Consider the following 21322-nt stretch of genomic DNA (forward strand, 5'->3'; position numbering starts at 1 on the left):
CTCTGATTTGTCGACAATAGGCCAGCGCAACCCATGGATAAACTCACGTCGATCCGGGCCTTCACCAAGGTCATCCAGCACGGCGGCTTCGCCACTGCAGCGCGCGATATGCGGCTGTCGCGCTCGGCGGTCAGCAAGTATGTGATCGAGCTCGAACAGTCGTTGGGCGTTCAGCTGCTCAGCCGCACGACACGCACGGTGAGTCCCACCGTGAACGGCCTGGCCTACTACGAGCGCTGCCTCGCCATCCTGGCCGATCTCGACGAGGCCGACCAGGCGGTCAGCAGCGCCCAGGCGGCGCCGGTCGGCCTGCTGCATGTCAACGCGCCGATGTCGTTCGGAACGCTGCATCTCGCCGGCTGCATCGCGGCGTTCATGGCCGAGCACCCCAAGCTGCAGATCCAGCTGATCCTCAGCGACGAGCAGGTCGATCCGGTGCAAGGCGGTTTCGATGTGACGCTGCGGATTGCCGACCTGCCGTCATCGAGCCTGGTCGGCCGCAAGCTCGCGCCGGCGCGTCGCGTGGTTTGCGCTTCACCTGACTATCTCAAGCAGCACGGCGCGCCGGTGCGGCCGGAGGATCTGCGCCAGCATGCCTGCCTGAGCTACGGCCACCTCGCCACCGGCAACCAATGGAAGCTGACGGGCGCCGACGGCGATCACTGGATCGCCGTGCCGTGGACGCTGTGTACCAACAATGCCGAGGTGCTGCGGGATGCGGCGGTGGCTGGACAGGGCGTGGCGTTGCTGCCGACCTTCATCGCCGGTGCGGAGCTGCAGAACGGGCGGCTCGTCAGCGTGCTGGCAGACTACGCGGCGCCGGAGCTTTTTCTCTATGCGCTCTATCCGCCGACGCGGCACCTGTCGGCCAAGGTCAGAGTCTTCATCGATTTCCTGGCCTCACGCTTCGGCGGACGGCCGTACTGGGATCTGGTCGAGTAGCCTCAGCCGCCCTTCCTGAGAAACACATAGTCGGCCGCGTAGGGCACGCTTTGAAAGGCGCCGGCTGAGTCACAGGCGCCCTCGAGGGCGCCGCCCTTGGTGTTGATCCGCTGGATTGTCGTGATGCCGGTGAGCCCGCCGGACCCGCGCTGCGCGGTCACCTCGAGCCGCAGCAGCGGGATGTCCCTGGCGGTGGCCCCGGGTGCACGGCCGGCGGCCTTGGCGGTGACGATGCTGCCGTCGGCCAGCTCCCAGCTCGGGCCGGCATAGTGGCGCCCGACGGTCTTGCCATCGAGAAGCAGCGTCGCGATCGGTTCACGGAACTGCCAGACCAGCTTGCCGCCGGCGTCTGCCTTGCAGTCGTAGATCTGCGCGCCTTCGGCATGGATCGTGGTCACCGGCGACTCGCCCGGTGCGGCGATCGCTTCAGGTATCTGCGCGCGTACAGCCGACCCGGGGACGAGAAGCACGACGACAGCAGCAAGCCATGGCAGGTTCGTTCTCATCGGTGCCTCCCTCGCATAGAAGGGAACACGACGGGGCACCGTTCATTCCACATCCAACGCTTGCGCGTCACGCAAGCGCTGCGGTGCGCCGGCTCTGCCGTGCCAGCAGCCACCAGCCGATGGCGGCGTTGAGGATGTTCCAGGCGATGCCGTTGAGAAAGGCGAGGCGGTACGAGCCGGTCATGTCGAACAGCACGCCGCCCATCCAGCCGCCCAGCGCCATGCCGACGATGGTCGATGACATGGCGATGCCGACCCGCAACCCCGCTTCCTTGGGTGGAAAATACTCGCGCACGATCATGGCGTAGCTCGGCACCAGCCCGCCCTGGAACAGGCCGAAGAGCGCCGAGACGATGTAGAGCGAGGTGAGCGAGTCCGACACCGTGTAGAACACCAGTGCCACGGTCTGCAGCACCGAGCCCAGCAGCATGGTCACGACACCGCCGAAGCGATCGGAGATCCAGCCCGAGGCGATGCGGCTGATGATGCCGAAGCCCAGCATCAGCGACAGCATCTCGGCGCCGCGCGCCACGCCGTAGCCGAGGTCGGCGCAGTAGGCCACGATGTGGACCTGCGGCATCGACATCGCCACGCAGCAGGCCAGCCCGGCGACGGCGATCAGCCCCTGCAGGGCGTTGGGCGACAGCCCGACCGAGCGTTGCGGCACGGGCGCGATGCTGCCGGCGTTGTCATCGGCATGGAACGGCGGCGGGCGACGCAGCGCCAGCGCCAGCGGCAGCATGGTCACCAGGCAGATAACGGCGGCGCCGAAATAGGTGGTGCGCCAGCCATGATCACGGATGGCCCATTCGATCAGCGGCGGCCAGATCGTGCCGGCGAGATAGTTGCCCGAGGCGCAGATCGCGACGGCAACCCCGCGACGCTTCTCGAACCAGTGCGAGGTGTCGGCGACCAGCGGCGCGAACGTTGCGGCGGCACCGAAGCCGATCAGCAGTCCTTGCGCTGCGGCGAACCAGCCGACAGAGGGCGCCAGTCCGGCGGCGCCGAAACCCAGGACCAGCAACAAGGTGCTGATGGCCACGGTGGGCGAGATGCCCTTGGTGTCGGCGAGCCAGCCCATCGCGATGCCGCCGGCGCAGAAACCGAGCATGGTCGTCGTATAGGCGAAGGACACCTCGGCGCGCGAGACACCGAAGTCGGTCTGCACCACGGGCAGCGCGACCACGATGCACCACATGCCGATGCCGCCGAAGGTACTGAGCATCAGGCTGGCGAACAGCCGGCCCCACGCATACCCGGAATCAACGCCACCCGTTTGTTGCATTTCCTTCCCCGGTCACCGGCCGCGACTCGACGGCGCGGACCGAGCCTACCTAGACGGCAGAACCGGCACCGAAACCAGAGCCAAATTGTCTCCATATTGTCCCGAAATGGTCGGCGAGGCTCAGCCCAGTGACGCTTCGCTTACCGGATCGCCCGCGATGCGGCTGTGCCACATCACGCGCGGTTTGGTCATGTCCCACGGTGTGGCACGGTGCAGCAGGCATCGGTTGTCCCAGACCACGGCGTCACCCGCGGTCCACTGATGGTGGTAGATGCGCGGCGGCTGGCAGGCGAAATCCACGAGCGACTCGAGGAACTGCGTCGACTCCGCGACATCCATGCCCGGTATGTTGTGGGCGTGGCGCCCGATCAGCAGCGACTTGCGACCGGTCTCGGGATGCACCTTCACCAGCGGGCGCCGCGGCACCGGGCCGTCATGGAAGCCGTAGCCGCTGTAATCGCTGCCCCGCTTGGGCTGGTGGCCGAGCTTGGCCTGGCTGTAGTAGAGCGAATGATACGCCGTCAGGCTTTCGACCCGGACGCGACGCGCCGCATCGAGCGCATCATAGGCGGCGCGCATGTCGGCCCAACCGGTCCGACCGCCCTCGCCGGGCACGACTTCAGCACTGAAGACGGCGCCCTTGGCCTGCACCGGCATGTACGTGCTGTCGGCGTGCCAGCCCATGTTGCCCTTCAGCACCTTCACGACGTCATCGTTGTCGGCCTCGATGCGGATGGTGCCGTCGGCCTTGACGTTGCTGATCGGCGCCATCTCGAATTCGAGCGGACCGAAGCGCTTGGCGAACGCGATCTGTTCGGCGCGGCTCAGGAACTGGCCGGGAAAGATCAGCAGGGCATATTCCAGCCACGCGGCGTGCAGATCGCGCCATGTCGCATCGTCGATCCGGGTTACCTTCACGCCGGTGACGACGGCGCCGAACGTGGCGTCGAGTGGCGCGATATCGAACATGCGGGCCATGCCGTTCCTCCCGTGAGCGAGCGATGCATCCAAGGAGCCAGGGTTCAGTATAGCGTACCATCCACTGCTTGCCCTGGCGCGATCGTGAATGGCACGGTTGCGTTCTCTTGGGGGAGTACCTGATGGCGTCGCCCTACCGGATGACCTACGGCGCAGCCGCCGGCGAGCGCGTGCTGCCTTTCGTTGTCGGCGTGATCGGTGACCTCGCGGGACAGGGCCAGCGCACCGGCGGTGACACGGGCGGTTTCGTCGATATCGATCGCGCGCGCTTCGACGCGGTAATGGCGACGCTGGCGCCACGGCTTCAGCTCAGTCTGCCTGACGCGGCGGGCGCTGCCGTCGACGTGTCGCTGATGTTCACCTGCCTGGATGATTTTACGGCGGAGCGCCTCCAGCGGAACGTGCCGCAGTCCCTGTCGGCTGCGGTCCTGACGCATCCGGACGTCGTGCGTCTGGCGCGAACCTGGCGTGGCCTGCATCATCTCGTTTCGATCGCCGGCTCCCATCCGCTGATGCGGATTCGCGTGCTGGATTGCTCAAGGTCGGCGCTCGACCACCTTCTGGACGCCGACGCCGGGGTCGAAGGCGCGGCGTTGTTCAGGCACGTGTTCGACGAACCATACGGCCGCGCGGACGGCGAGCCGTTTGCGCTTCTTGTCGTCGATATCGACGTCGCCGCAGAAGACACCGCGCTAATCAAGCGGCTGGGCGCCGTCGCGGCGGATTGCTTTGCGCCGGTGCTGTTGCCCGCGGCGCCGGCGCTGCCGGCAAGGCTCGGGGGAACAGACGATCACGCGGCGTGGCAAGCGCTGCGCGATGGCCATGCCGCGAATTTCACCGTGGTGATCGACGACAGGACGGATGGTCCCGTCGCGGGCCCCTATATTGTGGCCGGGCGGCTCGCTGCTGCGTTCGCGCGCGATGAATGGGCGGCATCGTTCATGGATCCAGCGTGGGACGGCGCCGGCGGCGAGAAAGGCGCCGTGCTGGCATCGCACGGGATACTACCGATCATCCATCGCGATGGTGACGCTGTCCTGGCCAATGCAACGACCCTGCGACGGTCGCGGGAGGTGCCGCCGCCGTTTGCCGCCTTTGAGCGGACCCGTTCAACGCTGCCACCGGTGCTGGGTGGCTCGCGGATCATGCACTACCTGCTGATGCAGCATCGCGTGGCGGTGGCCGGTGCTTCCGGCGGCGCCGTCGACCCCGCGGCGTGGTACGGCGATCTCGAACGCCGCCTGCTCGCGTGGCTGATGGCCTATGTCAAGCAACGGCCGGCGCGCGTACCGTTGCATGATGCGCTGGTTCGACTGACGCGGGACCGCGAGCACCCTGACCGTTGGTGGCTTGCGGCCTTCCTGACGCCGGCCTGGGACGGCGGCGGTGCACTCACGACCTCGGAGCGTTTCGAGATCCGGTTGCCGCCGCTGCCGCGCGCATGAACGGCGTGGGCGATCAGCCCTTGGCCGCCTTCTGCTCTTCCAGCCGGTCGGTGGCCGGTGGCGGGGTGCGCGAGAGAGCCGTGATCTCGGCGTACAGTTCGGGCGTCATGCCCACCGTCACGGCGGCCAGGGAGTCGGCAAGCTGCGTGACGTTGCGGGCGCCGATGATCGGCGCCGTCACGGCCGGGTGTGCACTGACCCAGGCGATCGCGGTGCTGACGGGGTGCAGGCCGCGCTGTCGGCAGAACGCCACATACTTTTCCGCGACGTCAAACGCCCACGCCTCGCCATAACGCGCTTCGTACATCTTGTTGGTGTTCAGCCGGCCCGACGCCTGGCCGAGATACTTGCCGGACAGCAATCCGGCCGCCGCCGGGCTGTAGGGAATGACGCCGACGCCGTTGGCCGTGGCCATGGGCAGGATCTCGACCTCGGCCTGGCGTTTGACCAAGTTGTACATGGGCTGGATGACCTGCAGGCGCGCCCAGGCGTGATGCTCCTGGATGTCGAGCGCCCGCTGCGTCTGCCATGCCGACCAGTTGCTGACAGCGGGGTAGAGCACCTTGCCGGCGCGCACCACGTCCTCCAGGGCGCGCATGGACTCCTCGATCGGCGTCTGGCGGTCGAACTGATGCAGGAACAGCACGTCGATGCGGTCGGTCTGCAGTCGCCGCAGGCTGGCCTCGACGGCGCGCACTACATGGCGCCGCGAACTGCCGCGGGCATTCACATCGCCGCTGGTCGGACCGAAGCACTTCGTGGTCAACACCAGGTCGTCGCGGTGATCCTTGGCCAGCCGGCCGAGAATCTCTTCGGACTTGCCGCTGTTGTACACATCAGCGCAGTCGAAGAAATTGATGCCGGCATCGCGGCAGGCCGCGTACATCGCCGCTGACGTGGGCTCATCGGCATCGCCGCCGAACGACATGGTGCCGAAGCAAAGCTCGGAGACGGAAATGCCGGTGCGGCCAAGCAGCTTGGTCTTCATCGATGCGCTCCAACGCTTCATCCCGGCCCATCACCATACGGTGCCGCAACGCGCTCGCCGGGGGCCGCTCACATGATGGGTGTCCGTGGAGTATGAGACCTGGCCGAACTTTTGGGAAGCTTCTCGACCCTGCTGTCTGGTCTGGCGCCTGGTGGTTGCCGCTCCCTGTCAGGCTTCGATCTTGCATCCCTTCGCTACCAGAGCGGCGTCGACCCAACGCCTGTCGATGGTTCCGGCATGGATGGCCGCAATCTCCTTCTCCTCCGCCGACTGTTTCATCTCGGCCGCCGCCAGGACCGCCTCGGCGTCGGCTGCCGGCACCGCCAGTACGCCATCCGCGTCGCCGATGATCAGGTCGCCCGGTTCGATCACCATGCCGGAAATGGCGATCGGCACGTTGATCTCGCCCGGTCCATCCTTGTAGGGGCCGCGATGGGTGATGCCCGCCGCGTAGAGCGGCAGGTTGATGCGGCGGATCTCGTCGAGGTCGCGGACCGCGCCGTTGATCACGAAGCCGGCGACCCCGCGCGCCACGGCGAGGTAGAGCATGATCTCGCCCATCAGCGCCGTCGTCAGATCACCGCCGCCGTCGACGACGATGACATCGCCCGGTTCCGCCAGATCGATCGCCTTGTGCAGGAGAAGATTGTCGCCGGGTCGCGTCTTCACTGTCAGGGCAACACCGGCGAGCTTGCCGTTTCTGTGCAGCGGGCGCAGGGCGGGCCCGGCAGCCGCCATCCGCGACATGCAGTCACTGACATTGGCGACCGGCAAGGCGTGGAAGCGCTCCACCAGCGCCGCCTGGACCTTGCGGCGGCGCTTCATGATCCTGAAACCGATTGTCATCGGATCACTTCCCGGCCGCGCTCGTCACGACCTTCTCCCAGTCGGGGCATTGCCGCTGGTCGAGCGGCACGTCGTAGGGCTGGTAACTGGTCTTGTCGATGATCGGCGTGCCGAGCACGATCTCCTTCGGCACCGGCTGGCGTTGGAGATGGCGGATGGCCGACATCACGCCCAGGCATCCCATCAGGAAGCCGTCATAGGCTGCCGTGGCCAGCATCTGCCCGCTCTTGACCGCCGCGATGCCCTCGGGATCGCCGTTCAGCCCGACGACCAGCGCCTTGCGGTTGGCGGCCCCCAGCGCCTCGATCACGCCGGTCGCCATCCCGTCATTCGCCACCATGATGCCGTCGATAACGGGATGCGCTTGCAGCAAATTCTCGGTCACCTGCAGGGCTTCCAGCCGCTGATAGTTGGCGGCCTGCGCGGCGATCAGCTTCACCTGGGGAAATTCCTTGATCGCATCCTTGAAGCCGCGCACCCGCTCGACGCTCGTCACGGCGCCTTTCACGCCCTCGATGATGACCACGTTGCCCTTGCCACCCATGGCGCGAAGCAGATAGCGTCCGGTCTCCAGCGCGATCTCATAGCTCGAGGCGCCGACATAGGTCACGAAGTCGCCTTCGGGGCTGCGGTCGTCGACATTGACGATGGGGATACCGGCCTTGTTGACCTTGCGCACGCCGGGGATCATGGCCTGGTAGTCTACCGGCGTGAAGAGGATCGCGTCCGGCCGCTTGATGATGGCGCTCTCGATCAACGACATCTGTTCGATGATGCTGTCGGGCCTGTTGGGAATGTAGTGGGTGATGGCGGCGTTCATCTTCCTGGCCGCGGCGTTGGTGCCGGCGCGCACGACCTGATGGAAAGGCGCGACCTGGTTCTTGGTGAAGACCGCGATCTGCTCGCCGTCGGCCAGCGCCTGCGTTGTTGCGCTGGTGGCGGCAACGATCGCAAAAAGCTGCAGTATCCTTCTCATGTCGTCTCGTCTCCCTGGATTGGGTTATTGGGGTTCTCGCCGCACAATCCTGTCGAAGAAGACTGCGGCGACGATGATCACCCCTGCGATCAGCGGGTGCCAATTCGAGTTGATGGCGAGAATGTTCGTCCCGTTGAGGATGAGGGTGAGCAGCACGGCGCCGATGAAGGTGCCGGCAACGGAGCCGACGCCGCCGAACAGCGACGTGCCTCCGATCAGGACTGCGGCGAGACTGGGCAGGAGCAGCGTCGAGCCCATGTCCGCATCGGCAGAATTCAGGCGGGCGAGGAAGACGACGGCAGCGAGTCCGGCTGTCGCCCCCGAGACCGTATAGACGACAAGCTGCAACCGCCGGACCGGAATGCCGGAAAGCTCGGCGGCCGTGGCGTTGGCGCCGATCGCATAGATTTGCTTGCCGTAGACCGTGTAGCGCATCAGCGCTACGCCGGCGGCAAGTACCGCCGCCATCAAATAGACCGGCACGGGGATGCCGAAGACGTAGCCGCTGCCAAGATGGCGGAACGCGGCGGGAAAACCACCGATCGTGCGGCCGGCCATGAAGTAATAGGTCAGGCCGTTGATGACCCACATCATGCCGTAGGTGGCGATGAAGGCGGGCAGCCGGAGCCGCGTGATGAGCAGGCCGTTGAGGACGCCGATGAAGGCGCCGACACCGACGCCCGCCGCGGCGCCCAGCCAGGGCGAGCCGGTCGCCTCGATCACCGATCCGGCGAGGCACCCCGAGAGCGCGATGTTGGCGCCGACCGACAGGTCGAGACCGCCGGTCAGGATCACCAGTGTCAATCCCGAGGACAGGAGGAACAGCAGGCTCGCCTGGCGCAGGACGTTGAGCATGTTGTTCGCGGTGAAGAACGCCTCGGACACCACGGTGAGGGCGATCGCGATCGCGCCGATGGCGAGAAGCCGAAAGGCGAGTTGCCTGGTGTTGTCGGACCAGAGCGACATGGATTGGACACTCTCGAGGCTCATCGTGCTTCGCTCCGGCGCCGATCGATGATCATGGCTGCGATGACCATCAACCCGACGCTGGCGACCTGGGCGGCGGCGGGGATCGACAGCAGCGTGATGCCGCTGCGCAGCACGCTGATGGTGAGCACGCCGAGCAGCGAGCCCACGAGCCAGCCTTGGCCGCGCTCGAACCGTGTTCCGCCAAGCGCCACCGCGGCGATGGCGTCGAATTCGAGCCCCAGCCCTGCGATCGGATGGCCGGCGCTCATCCGCCCGGCCATCAGCAGCGCAGTGAAACCGGCCATCGTGCCGCTCAGCGCATAGACCGCGATCAGGCCAGCCTGGATGCTGCGTCCGCCGAGCAGCAGCGCCTCGCGATTACCGCCCAGCGCGCGCACCGCCACGCCGAAACGCGAACGATAGAGCAGCCAATGAAAGACCGCATAGAGCAGGCCGGCATAGACGAGCGGCAGCGGCAGCGGGCCGATCGCTCCGTAGTACAGGTCGCTCAGGCTGGCCGGGATGCCCGTGACGCTCTGGCCGTCGCTCATCACCAGCGAGAGCCCTTGCGCAACGCCAAAGGCGCCGAGCGTGGCGACGAAAGGCGGGATGCCGAGGAAGGCGATCATGGTCCCGTTCGCCGCGCCGAAGATAAATCCGACGAACAGGCCGGTGCCGATGGCAGCGCCGAGCGAGCCTGTCGCCAGGGCGACCATGGCAATCGCCATCGATGCCAGGGAGGCGACCGCGCCGACCGAGAGGTCGAGCCCCTCGGTCAGGATCACCATCGTCATCGGCAGGGCGACGACGAGCAGGAACGCGGACTGGATGAGGATGTTGGTGAGGTTGCCGAGCGTCGAGAAGCCGGGACTCACCAGGGCGAACACGACCAGCAGGACGAGAAGCATGACGGCGACGCCAGGCACGGCGCGACGCCGTCTTGTCACGACGAGACCGTCAGACATGGTGTATCCCCAACCGAACGATGGCTTCTTCGCTGAGCTCCGTGCGCTTCAGCTCTCCGGCGATGCCGCCGTCCTTCATGACGTAGGCGCGGTCGCAGACATTCACGATTTCCGACTGCTCGGAGCTGATCATCAGGACGGCGGCACCAGCGACGACAAGTTCGTGGAGCAGGGCGAAGATCTCCGATTTGGCACCGATATCGATGCCGCGGGTCGGCTCGTCGAAGATGAAAAGCCGCGCACCGGTGGCAATCCACTTGCCGATGACGATCTTCTGCTGATTGCCGCCGGAGAGGCGGCTGACGCGCTGGGCGACGGATGGCGTCGCGATGCGCAGCCGCTCGACGAGGTCGTCGACGACGCGGTTGGCGGCGGCTGCGTTGATCAGACGGCTGGGGAAGAGCTTCTCCAGCGCGGCCACGAGCAGGTTGTCCTTGACGCTGTGGATCAGCGACAGGCCTTCGGTCTTGCGGCTCTCGGGGATGAAGGCGACGCCCATGCGGCTCGACGATTGCGGGTCGCCGGGCTTCCTCTTGCCGGCGATGCGGATGCTGCCCGCGGTAACGGGATCGACGCCGAATACCGCGCGCGCGACCTCGGTGCGGCCGGAGCCGACGAGCCCGCACAGGCCAACGATCTCGCCGGCATGCACGACGAGGTTGATGTCGTGGATCCCGTTCGAGGACGACAGGTTCTCCACTTCGAGGATCGGCGCGCCGGGTGTCGTGGACACATGGCGTGTGTAGCTCTGGTCGACGAGCCGCCCGACCATCAGGCGCACGAGCTCGTCCGCTGACACGGCGCTGACCGGCATTGTCGCGACATTTTTGCCATCGCGCAGCACCGTCACCCGGTCGCCCAGCTCGAAGACCTCGGCCATCCGGTGGGAAATGTAGACGATGGCGACACCGCGCTGCTTGAGCTGGCGCATGATGGCGAAGAGCTGCTCGGACTCGCGGTCCGACAACGCCGCCGTCGGCTCGTCCATCACAAGGATGCGCGCGTCTTGCGACAGCGCCTTGGCGATCTCCACCATCTGCTGTTGGGCGATGCCGAGCCGGTGCACCGGCGTACGCGGATCGATATCGAAGCCGATCCGCTCGAGGACGCGCCGGGCCGTCGCATATAGTTGAGCGTTATCGATCGAGCCCGGCAGGCGGCCTCTCGGCTCGCGGCCGAACAGGATATTGTGGGCGATGCTGAGGCACGGAACGAGCGAGAACTCCTGGAAGATGACGGCGACGCCGAGCCGGCGCGCATCGGCGACCGATCGCAGGTCGACGGGCTGGCCCGCGCTCAGGATCTCGCCGGAATCGCGCGGATGGGCGCCGCACAGCACCTTCATCAGCGAGGATTTGCCGGCGCCGTTCTCGCCGAGCAGCATGTGCACCTCGCCCGGCCAGAGTGTCAGGCTGACATGGTCGAGCGCCTTGACACCGGGAAAGCTCTTGCAGATGTCGCGAAGCTCGAGCAGCGGGCGGCCTGGTCCCTGGTCCGAGGCCATCACAGCGGCCGTTTGAGGCGCGGTCATGCGCGGCCCTCCCTAAGGCTCGATAGGCGTTCCGTCCGCGCTGGTCGGACGTCGTGTATTGGCTGTACCGACTATCGCTGGAGTGTGACTCAGGATCGTCATCCCGAGCGCAGCGAGGGATCTTCTGTAAGTGACGCACGGGTACGCCTGCATCGAAAGATCCCTCGCTGCGCTCGGGATGACAGCTGTATCTGGGACGCGTGATTCCGGGTGCTAGCCGGGCCGGGCATCACTCGGCGGCGGCACGACGGACGCATAGTGGTCGGCGATCGCACCGGCCGTCGTGAACCAGACGGCGTCGCGATGCCGGGTGATGTGCTCGAGAAGCCGGCGGAACTGCTTCAGCCGGAAAGGCTGGCCGGCGATGAAGTTGTGAACGGTGATGCCGAAGACGAGCGGCTGTTGTTCCGACTGGCGCAGCATCTCGTCGAAATTGTCGATCGAGGTATCGGTGAAGTCGCGCGCCGTGCTGTCGTGGAAGATCATCGCCGGGATATCGTTGAGCTCGTGCGGGTAGGGGACGCTGAGCAGCGGGCCGGCCTCGGTCTTCATCCACACGGGCTGGTCGTCCATCGGCCAGTCGAGCGTGTAGCGATAGCCTTCCTGCGCCAGCAGGTCCTCCGTGCAGACGTTCGCGTTGGCGCCCGGGCTCATCCAGCCGCGCGGCGCCTTGCCCTCGTGCCGGCGAAACGCGTCCGTCGCCTCGCGGAGCAGGCGCCGCTCGTCTTCGCGCGACAAGCCGTTCTGATTCTCCGAATTGGTGCGGCCGTGGCCGACGATCTCGTCGCCGCGGGCGCGATGTGCCGCGACGAGCTCCGGGCAGTGTTCGTAGCAGGCGCTGTTGAGCAGCACCGTCATCGGCAGCTGGAACGCATCGAAGAGCTCGATCAGCCGCCAGCTGCCGACCCGGTTTCCATATTCGCGCCATGACCAGTTGAAGTTGTTGGGATGGCTGTGGCCGGGTGTGAGCGGCGTACCCAGGCCGGCGGCGTTGTACGCGAAGCTCTCGACGCAGACCGCGACGTAAAAAGCGAGTCCGCGGCCCTCCGGCCAGGAGAATGTCGGACGGCTGACGATGGCCGAGTAGGGAAAGCGGTCATGGCTTGGCAGCATGGAGCGTCTCTGGACAATGGCTTGATGTTGATGCCGGTGATCGTGCCGGGATCGCCTGGGCCGAAAAAGCGCCGCGCTCTAAAGGGATTTGTTAGCCGTGCTTTCAAATGCGCCGCTACCCATCACCGCACAAAGCCTTCATGGTGAGCTTGTCGAACCATGAAGGCAGCGCACGGCATTGGTGCGAGACGCTTCATGGTTCGACAAGCTCACCATGAAGCGTTGCTGCAGTGAAGAGTGCTCGATTTTGCCGGACAGCCTTGCGTCGCGGGCGGATGAGGGGCTGCACTGCAGCCTGGCGCCTACGAAACCGGCGGAAGTCGCCTGTGCCAATCCGTTTCGGTCTGGAGCGCTCGACCGGCCTTCAGGATTCCTGCCTCGTCGAAGGGACGGCCGACCAACTGTATGCTGATCGGCAGGCCCGACGCGTGAAAGCCCACGGGGATCGACAGCGAGGGCAGGCCGAGGTAGCTGATCGGTCTCAGATACGTCACGAGTGCCGCGATCATGCTGTCGATCCGAGGCGAGCCGCCGACATCCGTCTCTGCGATCGTCGGCGTCGGCAGCGTGAGGCACGGCAGCGCCAGCACGTCGACAGACTCGAAGACACGCGCGCGGAATTCCCGCAGCGCGACGCCGCGATAGCGCAAGGCGTCGATGTAGGTCGTGGCGGGGATCGCCAGGCCGCGTGCGAGCCGCGCCTGCATCTGCTCCGAGAATGTCTCAGGTGCGCGGATGAGCCGCGTGCGGTATGCCGCCGAGATCTCGGCGGCCATGACGTGGAAGCCGGCGGCGTCATACGATGCCAGGTCCGGCATCGCCACCGGGATGATCTTGTATCCGAGCGCGCCCAGTATGCCGAGGCTCTCGTCGATGGCGGCCGCGATGGCCGGGCTCACGTCGTGGGTGTCGAGGATTGGCGCGCCGATGCGAAGGGCCGACAGGTCGCCATTCGTGCCGCTGTGCACAGCGGGCTCGCCCGCATCCGCCAGGATGTCGAGCAGCAAGGCGCAGTCGGCGGCGCTGCGCGCGATGATGCCGACCGTATCCATGGAGAAGGAGCCGGGAATGGCGCCGGCCCGATCGATGCGATCCTGCGTGACCTTGAGGCCGGTCACCCCGCAGGCGGCGGCCGGAAGCCGAATGGAGCCTGCCGTATCCGAGCCGAGTGCGGCGAAGGACAACCTGGCGGCGACCGCGGCCGCCGGTCCGCTCGACGAGCCGCCGCTGATATGATCCGTGCGCCACGGATTGCGGCAGTGGCCGAGATGGTAGTTGTGACCGGTGGGGCCGTAGGCCAGCTCCGCCAGATGGAGCGTGCCGAACTGGATCGCGCCGGCGCTGTCGAGCCTGTGAAGCGCCGTGGCCGTTTCGGCCGGTGGTGCGAACGGCTCGGAAAGACCCGCCGAGCAGGGGGTGCCGGTACGGAAGAACATGTCTTTGTGGGCGAGCGGCACGCCGTGCAAAGGGCCGCGCAGCGCGCCGTGCGCGCGCTCCCTGTCGGCCGTCTTCGCCGCCGCCAGCGCACGCTCGCCATAGAGCGAGACGAAGGCGTTGAGCGCCGTGCCGAGCGTCGTTGCCCGCTCCAGCGTCGTCTCCATCAAGGCCGTCGCGGACACGTCGCCGTTGCGCAGCGCCGCGGCAATCTCGCCGAGGTCGAGCCGGCTCCATTCCGCCGTCAGCGCCGACGCCATCATCGCCCCCGCTTCAGTTCGGCAGCGAACCATGCGGGCTCGGCCGCTGCCGGGAGGTCGTCATAGGCCTTCTGTACGGCGGCCCGCTGGGCGGTCATGCCGGCCGCGAGCGCCGGTGCAGCCGCATCGGCCCGCGCGCCGAGACCGTTCCATCGGAGCAGCGCCCGGGCGAGGGCTTCCGCATCGTTCATTCCTTACCTCCCGACGGGCGCATTGCGCGGGTGCGTTTCGACCCCGCGCGGCGCGATCCGGTGTCGAGACAGGGCGTCGATCAGGTCAGGCCGCCGTCGGCCAGGACCGTCCGTCCGGTAATCCAGCGCGCGTCGTCGGAGGCGAGAAAGGCGATGATGTCGGCGATGTCCTGCGGCTCGCCCAGGCGCTTCAAGGGCGTGAGTGCCGCGAAGGCTGCCTTCTTCTCGGCTGGCATCTTGGCTGTCATGTCGGTGTGGGTGACAGCCGGTGCGACCGCATTGACGGTGATGTTCTTGGGGCCCAGCTCGATCGCCAGGGCCTGCGTCAACGTCGAGATGGCCGCCTTGCTCGCGGCATAGACGCCGGTGCCGTCGCGTGGCGCGAAGGCGCGCTGCGACGACAGGTTGACGATCCGGCCGCCCGATTCCGGAAAATGCGGCACCGCAGCCTGTGTGACCTGGAGGGTGCCCCAGACGTTGCTGTGGAATTGCTGCGCGAAGAACGAAAAGTCGATCTCGCCGAACGCCCGGGTGCCGGCCACGCCGGCATTGTTGACCAGGATGTCGATGCGCCCAAAAGCCTGCACGACATCACCGATCAGCCGCTGCACGGAAGCGTCGTCCTCGACCGCGACCTGGAAGGCGGCAGCCGTCCCCCGGCTATCGCGAATGGCGGCGACCACTTTCTCCGCACCGCCGCGGTTCTCCTTGTAGGCCACCGCCACGGCGGCACCGCGCGCGGCAAGTGTCCGTGCGGTGGCCGCGCCGATCCCGCGGGAGGCTCCCGTGACGAGCGCGACTTTCCCTTGATCACTCATGTCCAATCTCCGACTGCCCGATGTCTCTTGGTGTCGGACGTTGCATCTTTCTCCGTTGCTACATAATCCCGTGAAAACTAACGTGACTTGTGAGCATCGCTAAAAGGTGGCGCATGGATCGGCTGGTCAGCATGGGGGTGTTCGCCCGTGTCGTCGAAAGCGGCAGCCTGTCTGCCGTGGGCCGCGACCTCACCCTGTCGCCCGCCGCGGTGGGAAACCACATCCGCTCGCTCGAAGACTGGCTAGGCGCCCGGCTCCTGCATCGCACGACGCGCCGTCTCGCCTTGACCGAGGCGGGCGAGATCTTCCTCGAACGGGTGCATCGGATTCTCGACGAGACGGAGGAGGCGAAGCGCGCCGCGATCGAGCTGCAGGGAACGCCGCGCGGCGTGCTGCGCATCACCGTGCCCATCACCTTCGGCATGCACAAGCTCGGCCCGGTGATCGCGGACTATCTCGTCGCGAACCCCCAGATGCAGATCGATCTGACACTCAGCGACCGCACCGTCGACCTGCTCGAGGAGGGCTACGACGTGGCGATCAGGATCGGCAACCTCGTCGACTCCAGCCTGATCGCGCGGCGGCTCGCCGACATGCCGCTGATCCTGTGCGCCTCGCCGGACTATATCGAGCGGCATGGCGAGCCGACGCTCCCCGAGGATCTCACCCGCCACCAGTGCCTCGTCTACACGCTGCGCCTGCCGAAGGGGCGCTGGACGTTCATCTCGCAAAGTGGCGAACGGAAGGCCGTCGACGTATCCGGGCGCATGCGGGCCTCGAACGGCGAGTTCCTGCGCGTGGCGGCCACCAAGGGCCTCGGCCTGACGCTGGCGCCCTGGTACGTCGTCGATGACGACATCCGTGCCGGCAGACTGATCCGCGTGCTGAGGGACTATCACACCGAGGGACCAGGGCTCTTCGCCGTCCATCCTTCGCGGCAGCGCGTGACGCTGAAAGTTCGCTCGTTCATCGACTATCTCGCGCAGCACATTCCGCCTCTTCTCCAGAAGAAGGCATAGGCTGCGCACGCGGGTCGCCGGGGGCGTCCGCTTCCGGAACGCTCCCACGCGCATGATGCCATCGCGGCAGAATGCTACAGCACGCAGCCGTGGTGCGCCGATGATACCAGTCGGACGTACTTGTCGTGCACCGAGCCCGGACGCACGCGCGACGCCAGGTCGGGTTGGCGCCACGCGGCCATGCGGCGGGTGATCTCGGCGTCCGGCACGTCGAGGTTCAAGGTGCGGGCCGCAGGGTCGATGACGATGGTATCGCCGTCGCGCACCGCGGCGATCGGACCGCCGCGCGCCGCCTCGGGCGAGATGTGCCCGATCAGGATGCCATGCGAGACGCCGGAGAAGCGGCCGTCGGTGATCAGGGCGACATCCTCGCCCAGCCCGCGGCCCTGCAGCTGGATCGTCAGCATCACCATCTCGGGCATGCCGGGCCCGCCCACCGGGCCGACATTGCGCACCACGATCACGGTGCCGGGCACGATCTGGCCGGCGCGGATAGCGGCCATGGTATCGGCCTCGGACTCGAACACGCGCGCGGTGCCGCGAAACTGTCCTTTCTCCAGCGTCTTGCCGGACAGCTTCAAGAGACAGCTCTGCGGCGCAAGGTTGCCGGTCAGAACGCTGATGTGGTTGTTGGGCGGTGCGATGGGCTTGGCCACGGGCCGCACGATGTCCTGCGGCGCGATCTGCTCCAGGGTCGGCACCGCCGCGAGGTTTTCCGCCAGCGTCTTGCCCGTCACGGTCATGACGTCGCCGTGCAGCAGGCCGTTGCGCAGCAGCTCCTTCATCACGATGGGCACGCCGCCGATCCCATGCAGGCTGGTCATGGCGTAGGGGCCGTGCGGCTGCAGGTTGGCCAGCAGGGGGACGCGCTCGCCAACGGCCTGGATGCGATCGATGGTGACCGGCACCTGGGCCTCGCGCGCGATGGCCAGCAGGTGCAGGTACATGTTGGTCGAGCCGCCCATGGCATAGACCGTGGTGATGGCATTCTCGAAGGCGCGCTCGGTCATGATGTCGCGCGGCCGGATGCCGGCGGCCATCAGCCGGTAGAGGGCCTCGACCGAGGCGCGCGCCTGAGCGCGGACGTCGTCGTGGATGTCGCTGCTGGCGTCGTAGTCGGCCGGATGCGAGGCGCCGCGCGGCAGCATCATGCCGATCGACTCGGCGATGGTGCTCATGGTGTTGGCGGTGAACATCGCGCCGCAGGTGCCGCTGCCGGGCATCACGTTGCGTTCCAGTTCCAGGAGCTCCGTCGCCGAGATCCGGTTGGCCTCGTGGGCCGCCCGGCCTTCGGCGTAATCCATGATCGTGAGGTTGGTGCCCTTGCTGGCCCACGGCTCGAAGGCGACGCGCCCGGGTGAACTCGTTCCCGGGTAGACCACTAGCCCGAAGGCGTTGGTGCGCGCCAGCGGCATCAGGGCGGCGGCGCCGGTCTTGTCGCAGCCGGAAATCACGATCATCGCATCGCCATGGTGGGCGTAGTGGCCGATCTCGAAGCAGTCGGCCACGACATCGCGCGATACCAGGCTGTAGCCGGCCGTAGGTGTCCCCTGGGTCAGGGCATCCGACACCGCCGGCGCGCCGACGATCAGTCCCTGGCCGCCGTGTTCGGCCAGCATCTCGACCAGCAGGTCGCCGATGCGCCGCACCCGGTTGTTGCAGCGATGGGCGTTGGTGTAGGCGCTGGCGATGGTGACCACGGCGCTGGTGTTCGCAGTGCGGTCCGGGTCGAACCCGGCGGCCCGCAGTTCCACCCGCGACTTCTTCCAGTACGTGCTGCTGTCCTGTGTCATGAGGCGTCCGCTGCTCCCTCGTACGCTCGCCGCGGCTCGCGCGCCTGCGACAGGCAGACGCGCCAAGCCTCGGAAAACGTGCCCATTTCCGGCCACACCAAATGAAGGGTTTGGGTGTGATGTCCGATTGGCTGCTGCCGATTCTGAACACTTATCGAACCATGTGCGTCGCGCCCAGCCCTGAATTTCGTCGCGTTCGCCAAGAACTCGACATGTCGGCCAGCAACGTCAACGGCCTTCAACGGCGAAGCACACCGCAGATGACGACGTGAGGGAATTTGTATATATAAATCAATTATTTATAGAGTAGAAATCCGGTTCGGAAAACGTGTTTTCCCATGCGTCTATGCGCCAGAAATGCTAAGTTTCAGCATTAACCTCGAGGGCGAAAGATGGCTTCTTTGGCTCGCCGGAGTCTGCTGACTTTCGGTCTCACGGCCGGCGTTTGTGCACTGGGCGACGTTGGTCGGCGCGGACCGGCGCCCGAGCCGATGTTTGTCCTGAAGCCGTTCGCGCGCTACCGCACCGTTCGCAGCTTCGCCGGATGCTTGTTGTTCTACGACGAAGAAATGCCGCTCCCGTTGCGTCGAGCCATCGATGCCGAGCTTGACCGAGCGGATGCGGTGCCGGCGACACCCGCGCAGGAGCGGCAATGCGCCGAGTTTTTCGCATGGCTTGCGGTCCGCAGCATTGCGCCGCGCGCGCTCCGCCGCGCCGGGTATGACGCACTAGCTGCGGATTGCGAGAAGCAGCTGATCCCTGGGAACGGAGGGGGCGCATGCTCGGTCGCGCAACACACGATCGGCACACAATATGCCTATTCCTCTTCAGAACCGCCGCTCGCGGTCCTCGCCTATGAGGCGAGCGCCCGCGCCTCGACGGCCGCGTTCTATGCTGGCCATGAAGATATTGCGGTTGTCACCCAGACTGGGCGCTGTTGCGCCGAAGCATTGCTCGGTGGCTCCTTCTACGACAATGACATTGATACAGCGGAAGCCTCCTGGCTTTGGGGTTTTGCCGCGACAGCGATCAACACGGCAGCGCGCCCGCCGAAATCGCCAGGCTGAAGCTGTACATGCATGACCTGTGCGCTGTGCCTTACGTGGACGAGCAGGCAACGGCGACCCGATGAGCTCAGCCGGGCGGCGAAGCCACGACACGTGGTGGCGAGATGTCGTTGTGCGAAAGGTTGGCTGGGGGACTAGGATTCGAACCTAGACTAACGGGGTCAGAACCCGTCGTTCTACCGTTAAACTATCCCCCAACGGGATGGCGGCCCGGCCGCAGGCGATCATGTAGCGGCGCCCGGCCGCCTTGGCAAGCACCGCGCTGCGGCTTCCACGCCACTGTTTTTGCTCGCCGATCGGCACATGCTTCGGTACCATCGGAACCGGAGAGGCTTGAATATGTCGGAGGCGGGTACCGGAGTCGGCGGCTGGCGGTGTGGGCGGTTTGCGCACACCTTTGCGTCCATCGACCTCGGCACGAATAACTGCCGTTTGCTGGTGGCACGCGCGTCGGCCACCGGTTTCGACGTGCTGGACTCCTATTCCCGGCCGGTCCGCCTGGGCGAGGGGGTCGCTTCCCAGCAGGTGCTGTGCAGCGGCGCGATCGAGCGCACCATGGAAGCGCTGGACGCCTGCGCCAACAAGATCCAGAAGGCGGGTGTCACACGGTCGCGGCATATCGCCACCGAGGCCTGCCGGCGGGCGCTGAACAGTGCCGATTTCCTGGCCCGCGTGCAGCAACGCACCGGCCTTGCGTTCCAGATCATTAGCCCGCGCGAGGAGGCCCGCCTGGCCCTGGCCAGCTGCGAGTCGCTGATCGACCGGCAGTCCACCCATGTACTGCTGGTCGATATCGGCGGCGGCTCGACGGAGGTGGTGTGGGTCTCGGTGCGGCCGCGCGAGGCGGGCGCCTGCGGGCTCGACCTGTCGATCCTGGATACGATCTCGATACCCTGGGGCGTCGTCACCCTGACCGAGGCGCGGCTCGCCGGCCAATCCAAGTGCCAGCCGTTGGCGGCCGGCATCTACGAGCAGATGGTGGCGCAGATCAAGGACGCGCTGGCGCCGTTCTGCCGCGGCAACGGGGTCGGCGGCCGGGTGGCCGCCGGCGGGGTGCAGATGATCGGTGCCTCGGGCACGGTCACCACCATGGCGGCCTACGGCATGGGCCTGAAGCGCTATCACCGGGCGACGGTCGACGGCACCAGTATCGATCGCGATACCATCCTGCGCATCGGCGGCCACCTGGCGCGGATGTCGGTGGAGGAGCTGTCGGGGCTGCCGTGCATCGGCTGGGAGCGGGCCGAACTGGCCCTGGCCGGCGGCGCCATCCTGGAGGCGGTCTGCCGGCAATGGCCGGTCCAGCGCGTCGTCGTTGCCGACCGCGGCCTGCGCGAAGGGGTTCTGGTCGACCTCATGCGCGAGGCGGATCGCGAGTGCGATCCGCTGACACGGCGCGTAGAAGAGACGACGCCATTCACCGTGTGAGCTGCTGACGATATGGCAAAGGACAAAGGCGGAAGCCGCTCCACGCGGGGCGGCGGCGTTGGCGGGCGCCGCGAGGCGGTGCGCGTCAAGACGGCACGCGGGCGTACGGTATCGTCGGCGCGCTGGCTGGAGCGGCAGCTCAACGATCCTTACGTGCATGAGGCCAAGCGCCTGGGCTTCCGCTCGCGCGCCGCCTTCAAGTTGCGTGAAATCGACGATCAGTTCCGGTTCCTGCGGCCCGGTATCGCGGTCGTCGATCTCGGCTGCGCGCCCGGCGGCTGGTGCCAGGTGGCGGTGCAGCGGGTGCGTCCGCTCGAGACCGGTGGCACGATCGTCGGTATCGACGTGACCGAGGTCGAGCCGATCGCCGGCACCACGATCCTGCATCAGGACTTCATGGCCGACGACGCGCCCGAGCGTTTGAAGGCCGCCTTGGGCGGGCAGGCCGATGTCGTGCTCAGCGACATGGCGGCACCCGCCACCGGCCATCCGCAGACCGACCATCTGCGGATCATGGCGCTGGCCGAAACCGCGCATGCCTTCGCGCGCGAGGTGCTGAAGCCCGACGGGGTCTTCGTCGCCAAGGTGTTGCGCGGCGGTACCGAGCGGGCGCTGCTGGAACAGCTGAAGCGCGATTTCAAGGTCGTGAAGCACGTCAAGCCACCCTCCAGCCGGGCCGACTCGGCGGAGATGTTCGTCGTCGCCACCGGTTTCCGCGGCGGCAATTGACGGCGGCGACGTTTCGTCGTTGGCTGCGCGCCACTAAAA

At 66.7% G+C, this 21322-nt stretch carries 20 protein-coding genes and 1 tRNA gene; 6 read left to right on the forward strand and 15 right to left on the reverse strand.

What is annotated here, in order from left to right:
- Nucleotides 1–33: 33 nt before the first annotated feature.
- Nucleotides 34–942 (forward strand): LysR family transcriptional regulator, encoded by a 909-nt coding sequence (locus tag FQU96_RS19410; protein WP_146542971.1) that lies wholly within the window; start codon nucleotides 34–36, stop codon nucleotides 940–942.
- A gap of 2 nt (nucleotides 943–944) precedes the next feature.
- On the opposite strand, the gene FQU96_RS19415 is transcribed toward FQU96_RS19410, so the two are convergent.
- The 3 genes from FQU96_RS19415 to FQU96_RS19425 form a co-directional block, all read right to left on the reverse strand.
- Nucleotides 945–1448, reverse strand: a complete 504-nt coding sequence (locus FQU96_RS19415; protein WP_146542972.1) for a DUF3455 domain-containing protein — start codon at nucleotides 1446–1448, stop codon at nucleotides 945–947.
- Between the two features lie 67 nt (nucleotides 1449–1515).
- Nucleotides 1516–2733, reverse strand: coding sequence for an MFS transporter (locus FQU96_RS19420; protein ID WP_146542973.1), 1218 nt, complete (start codon nucleotides 2731–2733; stop codon nucleotides 1516–1518).
- Between the two features lie 120 nt (nucleotides 2734–2853).
- Nucleotides 2854–3711 (reverse strand): TauD/TfdA family dioxygenase, encoded by an 858-nt coding sequence (locus FQU96_RS19425; protein WP_146542974.1) that lies wholly within the window; start codon nucleotides 3709–3711, stop codon nucleotides 2854–2856.
- Between the two features lie 122 nt (nucleotides 3712–3833).
- Here FQU96_RS19425 and FQU96_RS19430 point away from each other — a divergent pair, with 122 nt between their 5' ends.
- On the forward strand, nucleotides 3834–5156 hold the full coding sequence (locus FQU96_RS19430) for a type VI secretion system contractile sheath domain-containing protein (protein ID WP_146542975.1): 1323 nt from the start codon (nucleotides 3834–3836) through the stop codon (nucleotides 5154–5156).
- Nucleotides 5157–5169: 13 nt separating this feature from the next.
- On the opposite strand, the gene FQU96_RS19435 is transcribed toward FQU96_RS19430, so the two are convergent.
- From FQU96_RS19435 to FQU96_RS19480, 10 genes are all read right to left on the reverse strand, one after another.
- Nucleotides 5170–6144: an aldo/keto reductase gene (locus tag FQU96_RS19435; RefSeq protein ID WP_146542976.1), complete on the reverse strand. Its 975-nt coding sequence runs from the start codon at nucleotides 6142–6144 to the stop codon at nucleotides 5170–5172.
- A 168-nt stretch (nucleotides 6145–6312) separates the two neighbouring features.
- Entirely contained in the window at nucleotides 6313–6990 is a 678-nt protein-coding gene (locus FQU96_RS19440; RefSeq protein WP_146542977.1) for an RraA family protein, read from the reverse strand.
- A gap of 4 nt (nucleotides 6991–6994) precedes the next feature.
- Nucleotides 6995–7966, reverse strand: coding sequence for a sugar ABC transporter substrate-binding protein (locus tag FQU96_RS19445; protein ID WP_146542978.1), 972 nt, complete (start codon nucleotides 7964–7966; stop codon nucleotides 6995–6997).
- A 24-nt stretch (nucleotides 7967–7990) separates the two neighbouring features.
- Nucleotides 7991–8851, reverse strand: a complete 861-nt coding sequence (locus FQU96_RS19450) for an ABC transporter permease (protein ID WP_255468407.1) — start codon at nucleotides 8849–8851, stop codon at nucleotides 7991–7993.
- 101 nt (nucleotides 8852–8952) lie between these two features.
- Complete coding sequence (locus FQU96_RS19455) at nucleotides 8953–9843, reverse strand: ABC transporter permease (protein WP_255468408.1); 891 nt, start codon at nucleotides 9841–9843, stop codon at nucleotides 8953–8955.
- A gap of 49 nt (nucleotides 9844–9892) precedes the next feature.
- The gene (locus tag FQU96_RS19460) at nucleotides 9893–11431 is read right to left on the reverse strand and encodes a sugar ABC transporter ATP-binding protein (protein ID WP_255468409.1); all 1539 of its coding nucleotides are present in this window, start codon (nucleotides 11429–11431) and stop codon (nucleotides 9893–9895) included.
- Nucleotides 11432–11644: 213 nt separating this feature from the next.
- Nucleotides 11645–12544 (reverse strand): polysaccharide deacetylase family protein, encoded by a 900-nt coding sequence (locus FQU96_RS19465; protein ID WP_146542981.1) that lies wholly within the window; start codon nucleotides 12542–12544, stop codon nucleotides 11645–11647.
- Nucleotides 12545–12846: 302 nt separating this feature from the next.
- Complete coding sequence (locus FQU96_RS19470; protein WP_178130589.1) at nucleotides 12847–14238, reverse strand: amidase; 1392 nt, start codon at nucleotides 14236–14238, stop codon at nucleotides 12847–12849.
- Nucleotides 14238–14429 carry a hypothetical protein gene (locus FQU96_RS19475; RefSeq protein WP_146542983.1) on the reverse strand — a complete coding sequence of 64 codons (192 nt, stop codon included), beginning with the start codon at nucleotides 14427–14429 and terminating at the stop codon, nucleotides 14238–14240. Before FQU96_RS19475 ends, FQU96_RS19470 begins: the two co-directional genes overlap by 1 nt.
- An 80-nt stretch (nucleotides 14430–14509) precedes the next feature.
- Nucleotides 14510–15247 carry an SDR family NAD(P)-dependent oxidoreductase gene (locus tag FQU96_RS19480; RefSeq protein WP_146542984.1) on the reverse strand — a complete coding sequence of 246 codons (738 nt, stop codon included), beginning with the start codon at nucleotides 15245–15247 and terminating at the stop codon, nucleotides 14510–14512.
- Between the two features lie 113 nt (nucleotides 15248–15360).
- Here FQU96_RS19480 and FQU96_RS19485 point away from each other — a divergent pair, with 113 nt between their 5' ends.
- Entirely contained in the window at nucleotides 15361–16266 is a 906-nt protein-coding gene (locus FQU96_RS19485; RefSeq protein WP_146542985.1) for a LysR family transcriptional regulator, read from the forward strand.
- Nucleotides 16267–16340: 74 nt separating this feature from the next.
- Here FQU96_RS19485 and FQU96_RS19490 read toward each other — a convergent pair whose 3' ends face one another.
- Complete coding sequence (locus FQU96_RS19490) at nucleotides 16341–18059, reverse strand: dihydroxy-acid dehydratase (protein WP_146542986.1); 1719 nt, start codon at nucleotides 18057–18059, stop codon at nucleotides 16341–16343.
- A 392-nt stretch (nucleotides 18060–18451) separates the two neighbouring features.
- Here FQU96_RS19490 and FQU96_RS19495 point away from each other — a divergent pair, with 392 nt between their 5' ends.
- Complete coding sequence (locus FQU96_RS19495; protein ID WP_146542987.1) at nucleotides 18452–19126, forward strand: hypothetical protein; 675 nt, start codon at nucleotides 18452–18454, stop codon at nucleotides 19124–19126.
- A gap of 123 nt (nucleotides 19127–19249) precedes the next feature.
- On the opposite strand, the gene FQU96_RS19500 is transcribed toward FQU96_RS19495, so the two are convergent.
- Nucleotides 19250–19323: transfer RNA gene (locus FQU96_RS19500), tRNA-Gln, on the reverse strand.
- 142 nt (nucleotides 19324–19465) lie between these two features.
- Here FQU96_RS19500 and FQU96_RS19505 point away from each other — a divergent pair.
- Together FQU96_RS19505 and FQU96_RS19510 are read left to right on the forward strand one after the other, a co-directional pair.
- Nucleotides 19466–20554 (forward strand): Ppx/GppA phosphatase family protein, encoded by a 1089-nt coding sequence (locus FQU96_RS19505; RefSeq protein WP_146542988.1) that lies wholly within the window; start codon nucleotides 19466–19468, stop codon nucleotides 20552–20554.
- A 12-nt stretch (nucleotides 20555–20566) separates the two neighbouring features.
- On the forward strand, nucleotides 20567–21283 hold the full coding sequence (locus FQU96_RS19510) for an RlmE family RNA methyltransferase (protein ID WP_146542989.1): 717 nt from the start codon (nucleotides 20567–20569) through the stop codon (nucleotides 21281–21283).
- Nucleotides 21284–21322 lie beyond the last annotated feature (39 nt).

The sequence above is a fragment of the Reyranella sp. CPCC 100927 genome (assembly GCF_007859315.1).
Classification (GTDB): domain Bacteria; phylum Pseudomonadota; class Alphaproteobacteria; order Reyranellales; family Reyranellaceae; genus Vineibacter.

What these genes read in the sequence shown, in the direction of transcription:
- FQU96_RS19505 (WP_146542988.1), top strand. Translation starts at nt 19,466, where the DNA reads ATGTCGGAGGCGGGTACCGGAGTCGGCGGCTGGCGGTGTGGGCGGTTT.
- FQU96_RS19490 (WP_146542986.1), bottom strand. Translation starts at nt 18,059, where the DNA reads ATGACACAGGACAGCAGCACGTACTGGAAGAAGTCGCGGGTGGAACTG.
- FQU96_RS19465 (WP_146542981.1), bottom strand. Translation starts at nt 12,544, where the DNA reads ATGCTGCCAAGCCATGACCGCTTTCCCTACTCGGCCATCGTCAGCCGT.
- FQU96_RS19475 (WP_146542983.1), bottom strand. Translation starts at nt 14,429, where the DNA reads ATGAACGATGCGGAAGCCCTCGCCCGGGCGCTGCTCCGATGGAACGGT.
- FQU96_RS19460 (WP_255468409.1), bottom strand. Translation starts at nt 11,431, where the DNA reads ATGACCGCGCCTCAAACGGCCGCTGTGATGGCCTCGGACCAGGGACCA.
- FQU96_RS19455 (WP_255468408.1), bottom strand. Translation starts at nt 9,843, where the DNA reads ATGCTTCTCGTCCTGCTGGTCGTGTTCGCCCTGGTGAGTCCCGGCTTC.
- FQU96_RS19415 (WP_146542972.1), bottom strand. Translation starts at nt 1,448, where the DNA reads ATGAGAACGAACCTGCCATGGCTTGCTGCTGTCGTCGTGCTTCTCGTC.
- FQU96_RS19480 (WP_146542984.1), bottom strand. Translation starts at nt 15,247, where the DNA reads ATGAGTGATCAAGGGAAAGTCGCGCTCGTCACGGGAGCCTCCCGCGGG.
- FQU96_RS19495 (WP_146542987.1), top strand. Translation starts at nt 18,452, where the DNA reads ATGGCTTCTTTGGCTCGCCGGAGTCTGCTGACTTTCGGTCTCACGGCC.
- FQU96_RS19445 (WP_146542978.1), bottom strand. Translation starts at nt 7,966, where the DNA reads ATGAGAAGGATACTGCAGCTTTTTGCGATCGTTGCCGCCACCAGCGCA.
- FQU96_RS19420 (WP_146542973.1), bottom strand. Translation starts at nt 2,733, where the DNA reads ATGCAACAAACGGGTGGCGTTGATTCCGGGTATGCGTGGGGCCGGCTG.
- FQU96_RS19485 (WP_146542985.1), top strand. Translation starts at nt 15,361, where the DNA reads ATGGATCGGCTGGTCAGCATGGGGGTGTTCGCCCGTGTCGTCGAAAGC.
- FQU96_RS19440 (WP_146542977.1), bottom strand. Translation starts at nt 6,990, where the DNA reads ATGACAATCGGTTTCAGGATCATGAAGCGCCGCCGCAAGGTCCAGGCG.
- FQU96_RS19470 (WP_178130589.1), bottom strand. Translation starts at nt 14,238, where the DNA reads ATGGCGTCGGCGCTGACGGCGGAATGGAGCCGGCTCGACCTCGGCGAG.
- FQU96_RS19435 (WP_146542976.1), bottom strand. Translation starts at nt 6,144, where the DNA reads ATGAAGACCAAGCTGCTTGGCCGCACCGGCATTTCCGTCTCCGAGCTT.
- FQU96_RS19510 (WP_146542989.1), top strand. Translation starts at nt 20,567, where the DNA reads ATGGCAAAGGACAAAGGCGGAAGCCGCTCCACGCGGGGCGGCGGCGTT.
- FQU96_RS19410 (WP_146542971.1), top strand. Translation starts at nt 34, where the DNA reads ATGGATAAACTCACGTCGATCCGGGCCTTCACCAAGGTCATCCAGCAC.
- FQU96_RS19430 (WP_146542975.1), top strand. Translation starts at nt 3,834, where the DNA reads ATGGCGTCGCCCTACCGGATGACCTACGGCGCAGCCGCCGGCGAGCGC.
- FQU96_RS19425 (WP_146542974.1), bottom strand. Translation starts at nt 3,711, where the DNA reads ATGGCCCGCATGTTCGATATCGCGCCACTCGACGCCACGTTCGGCGCC.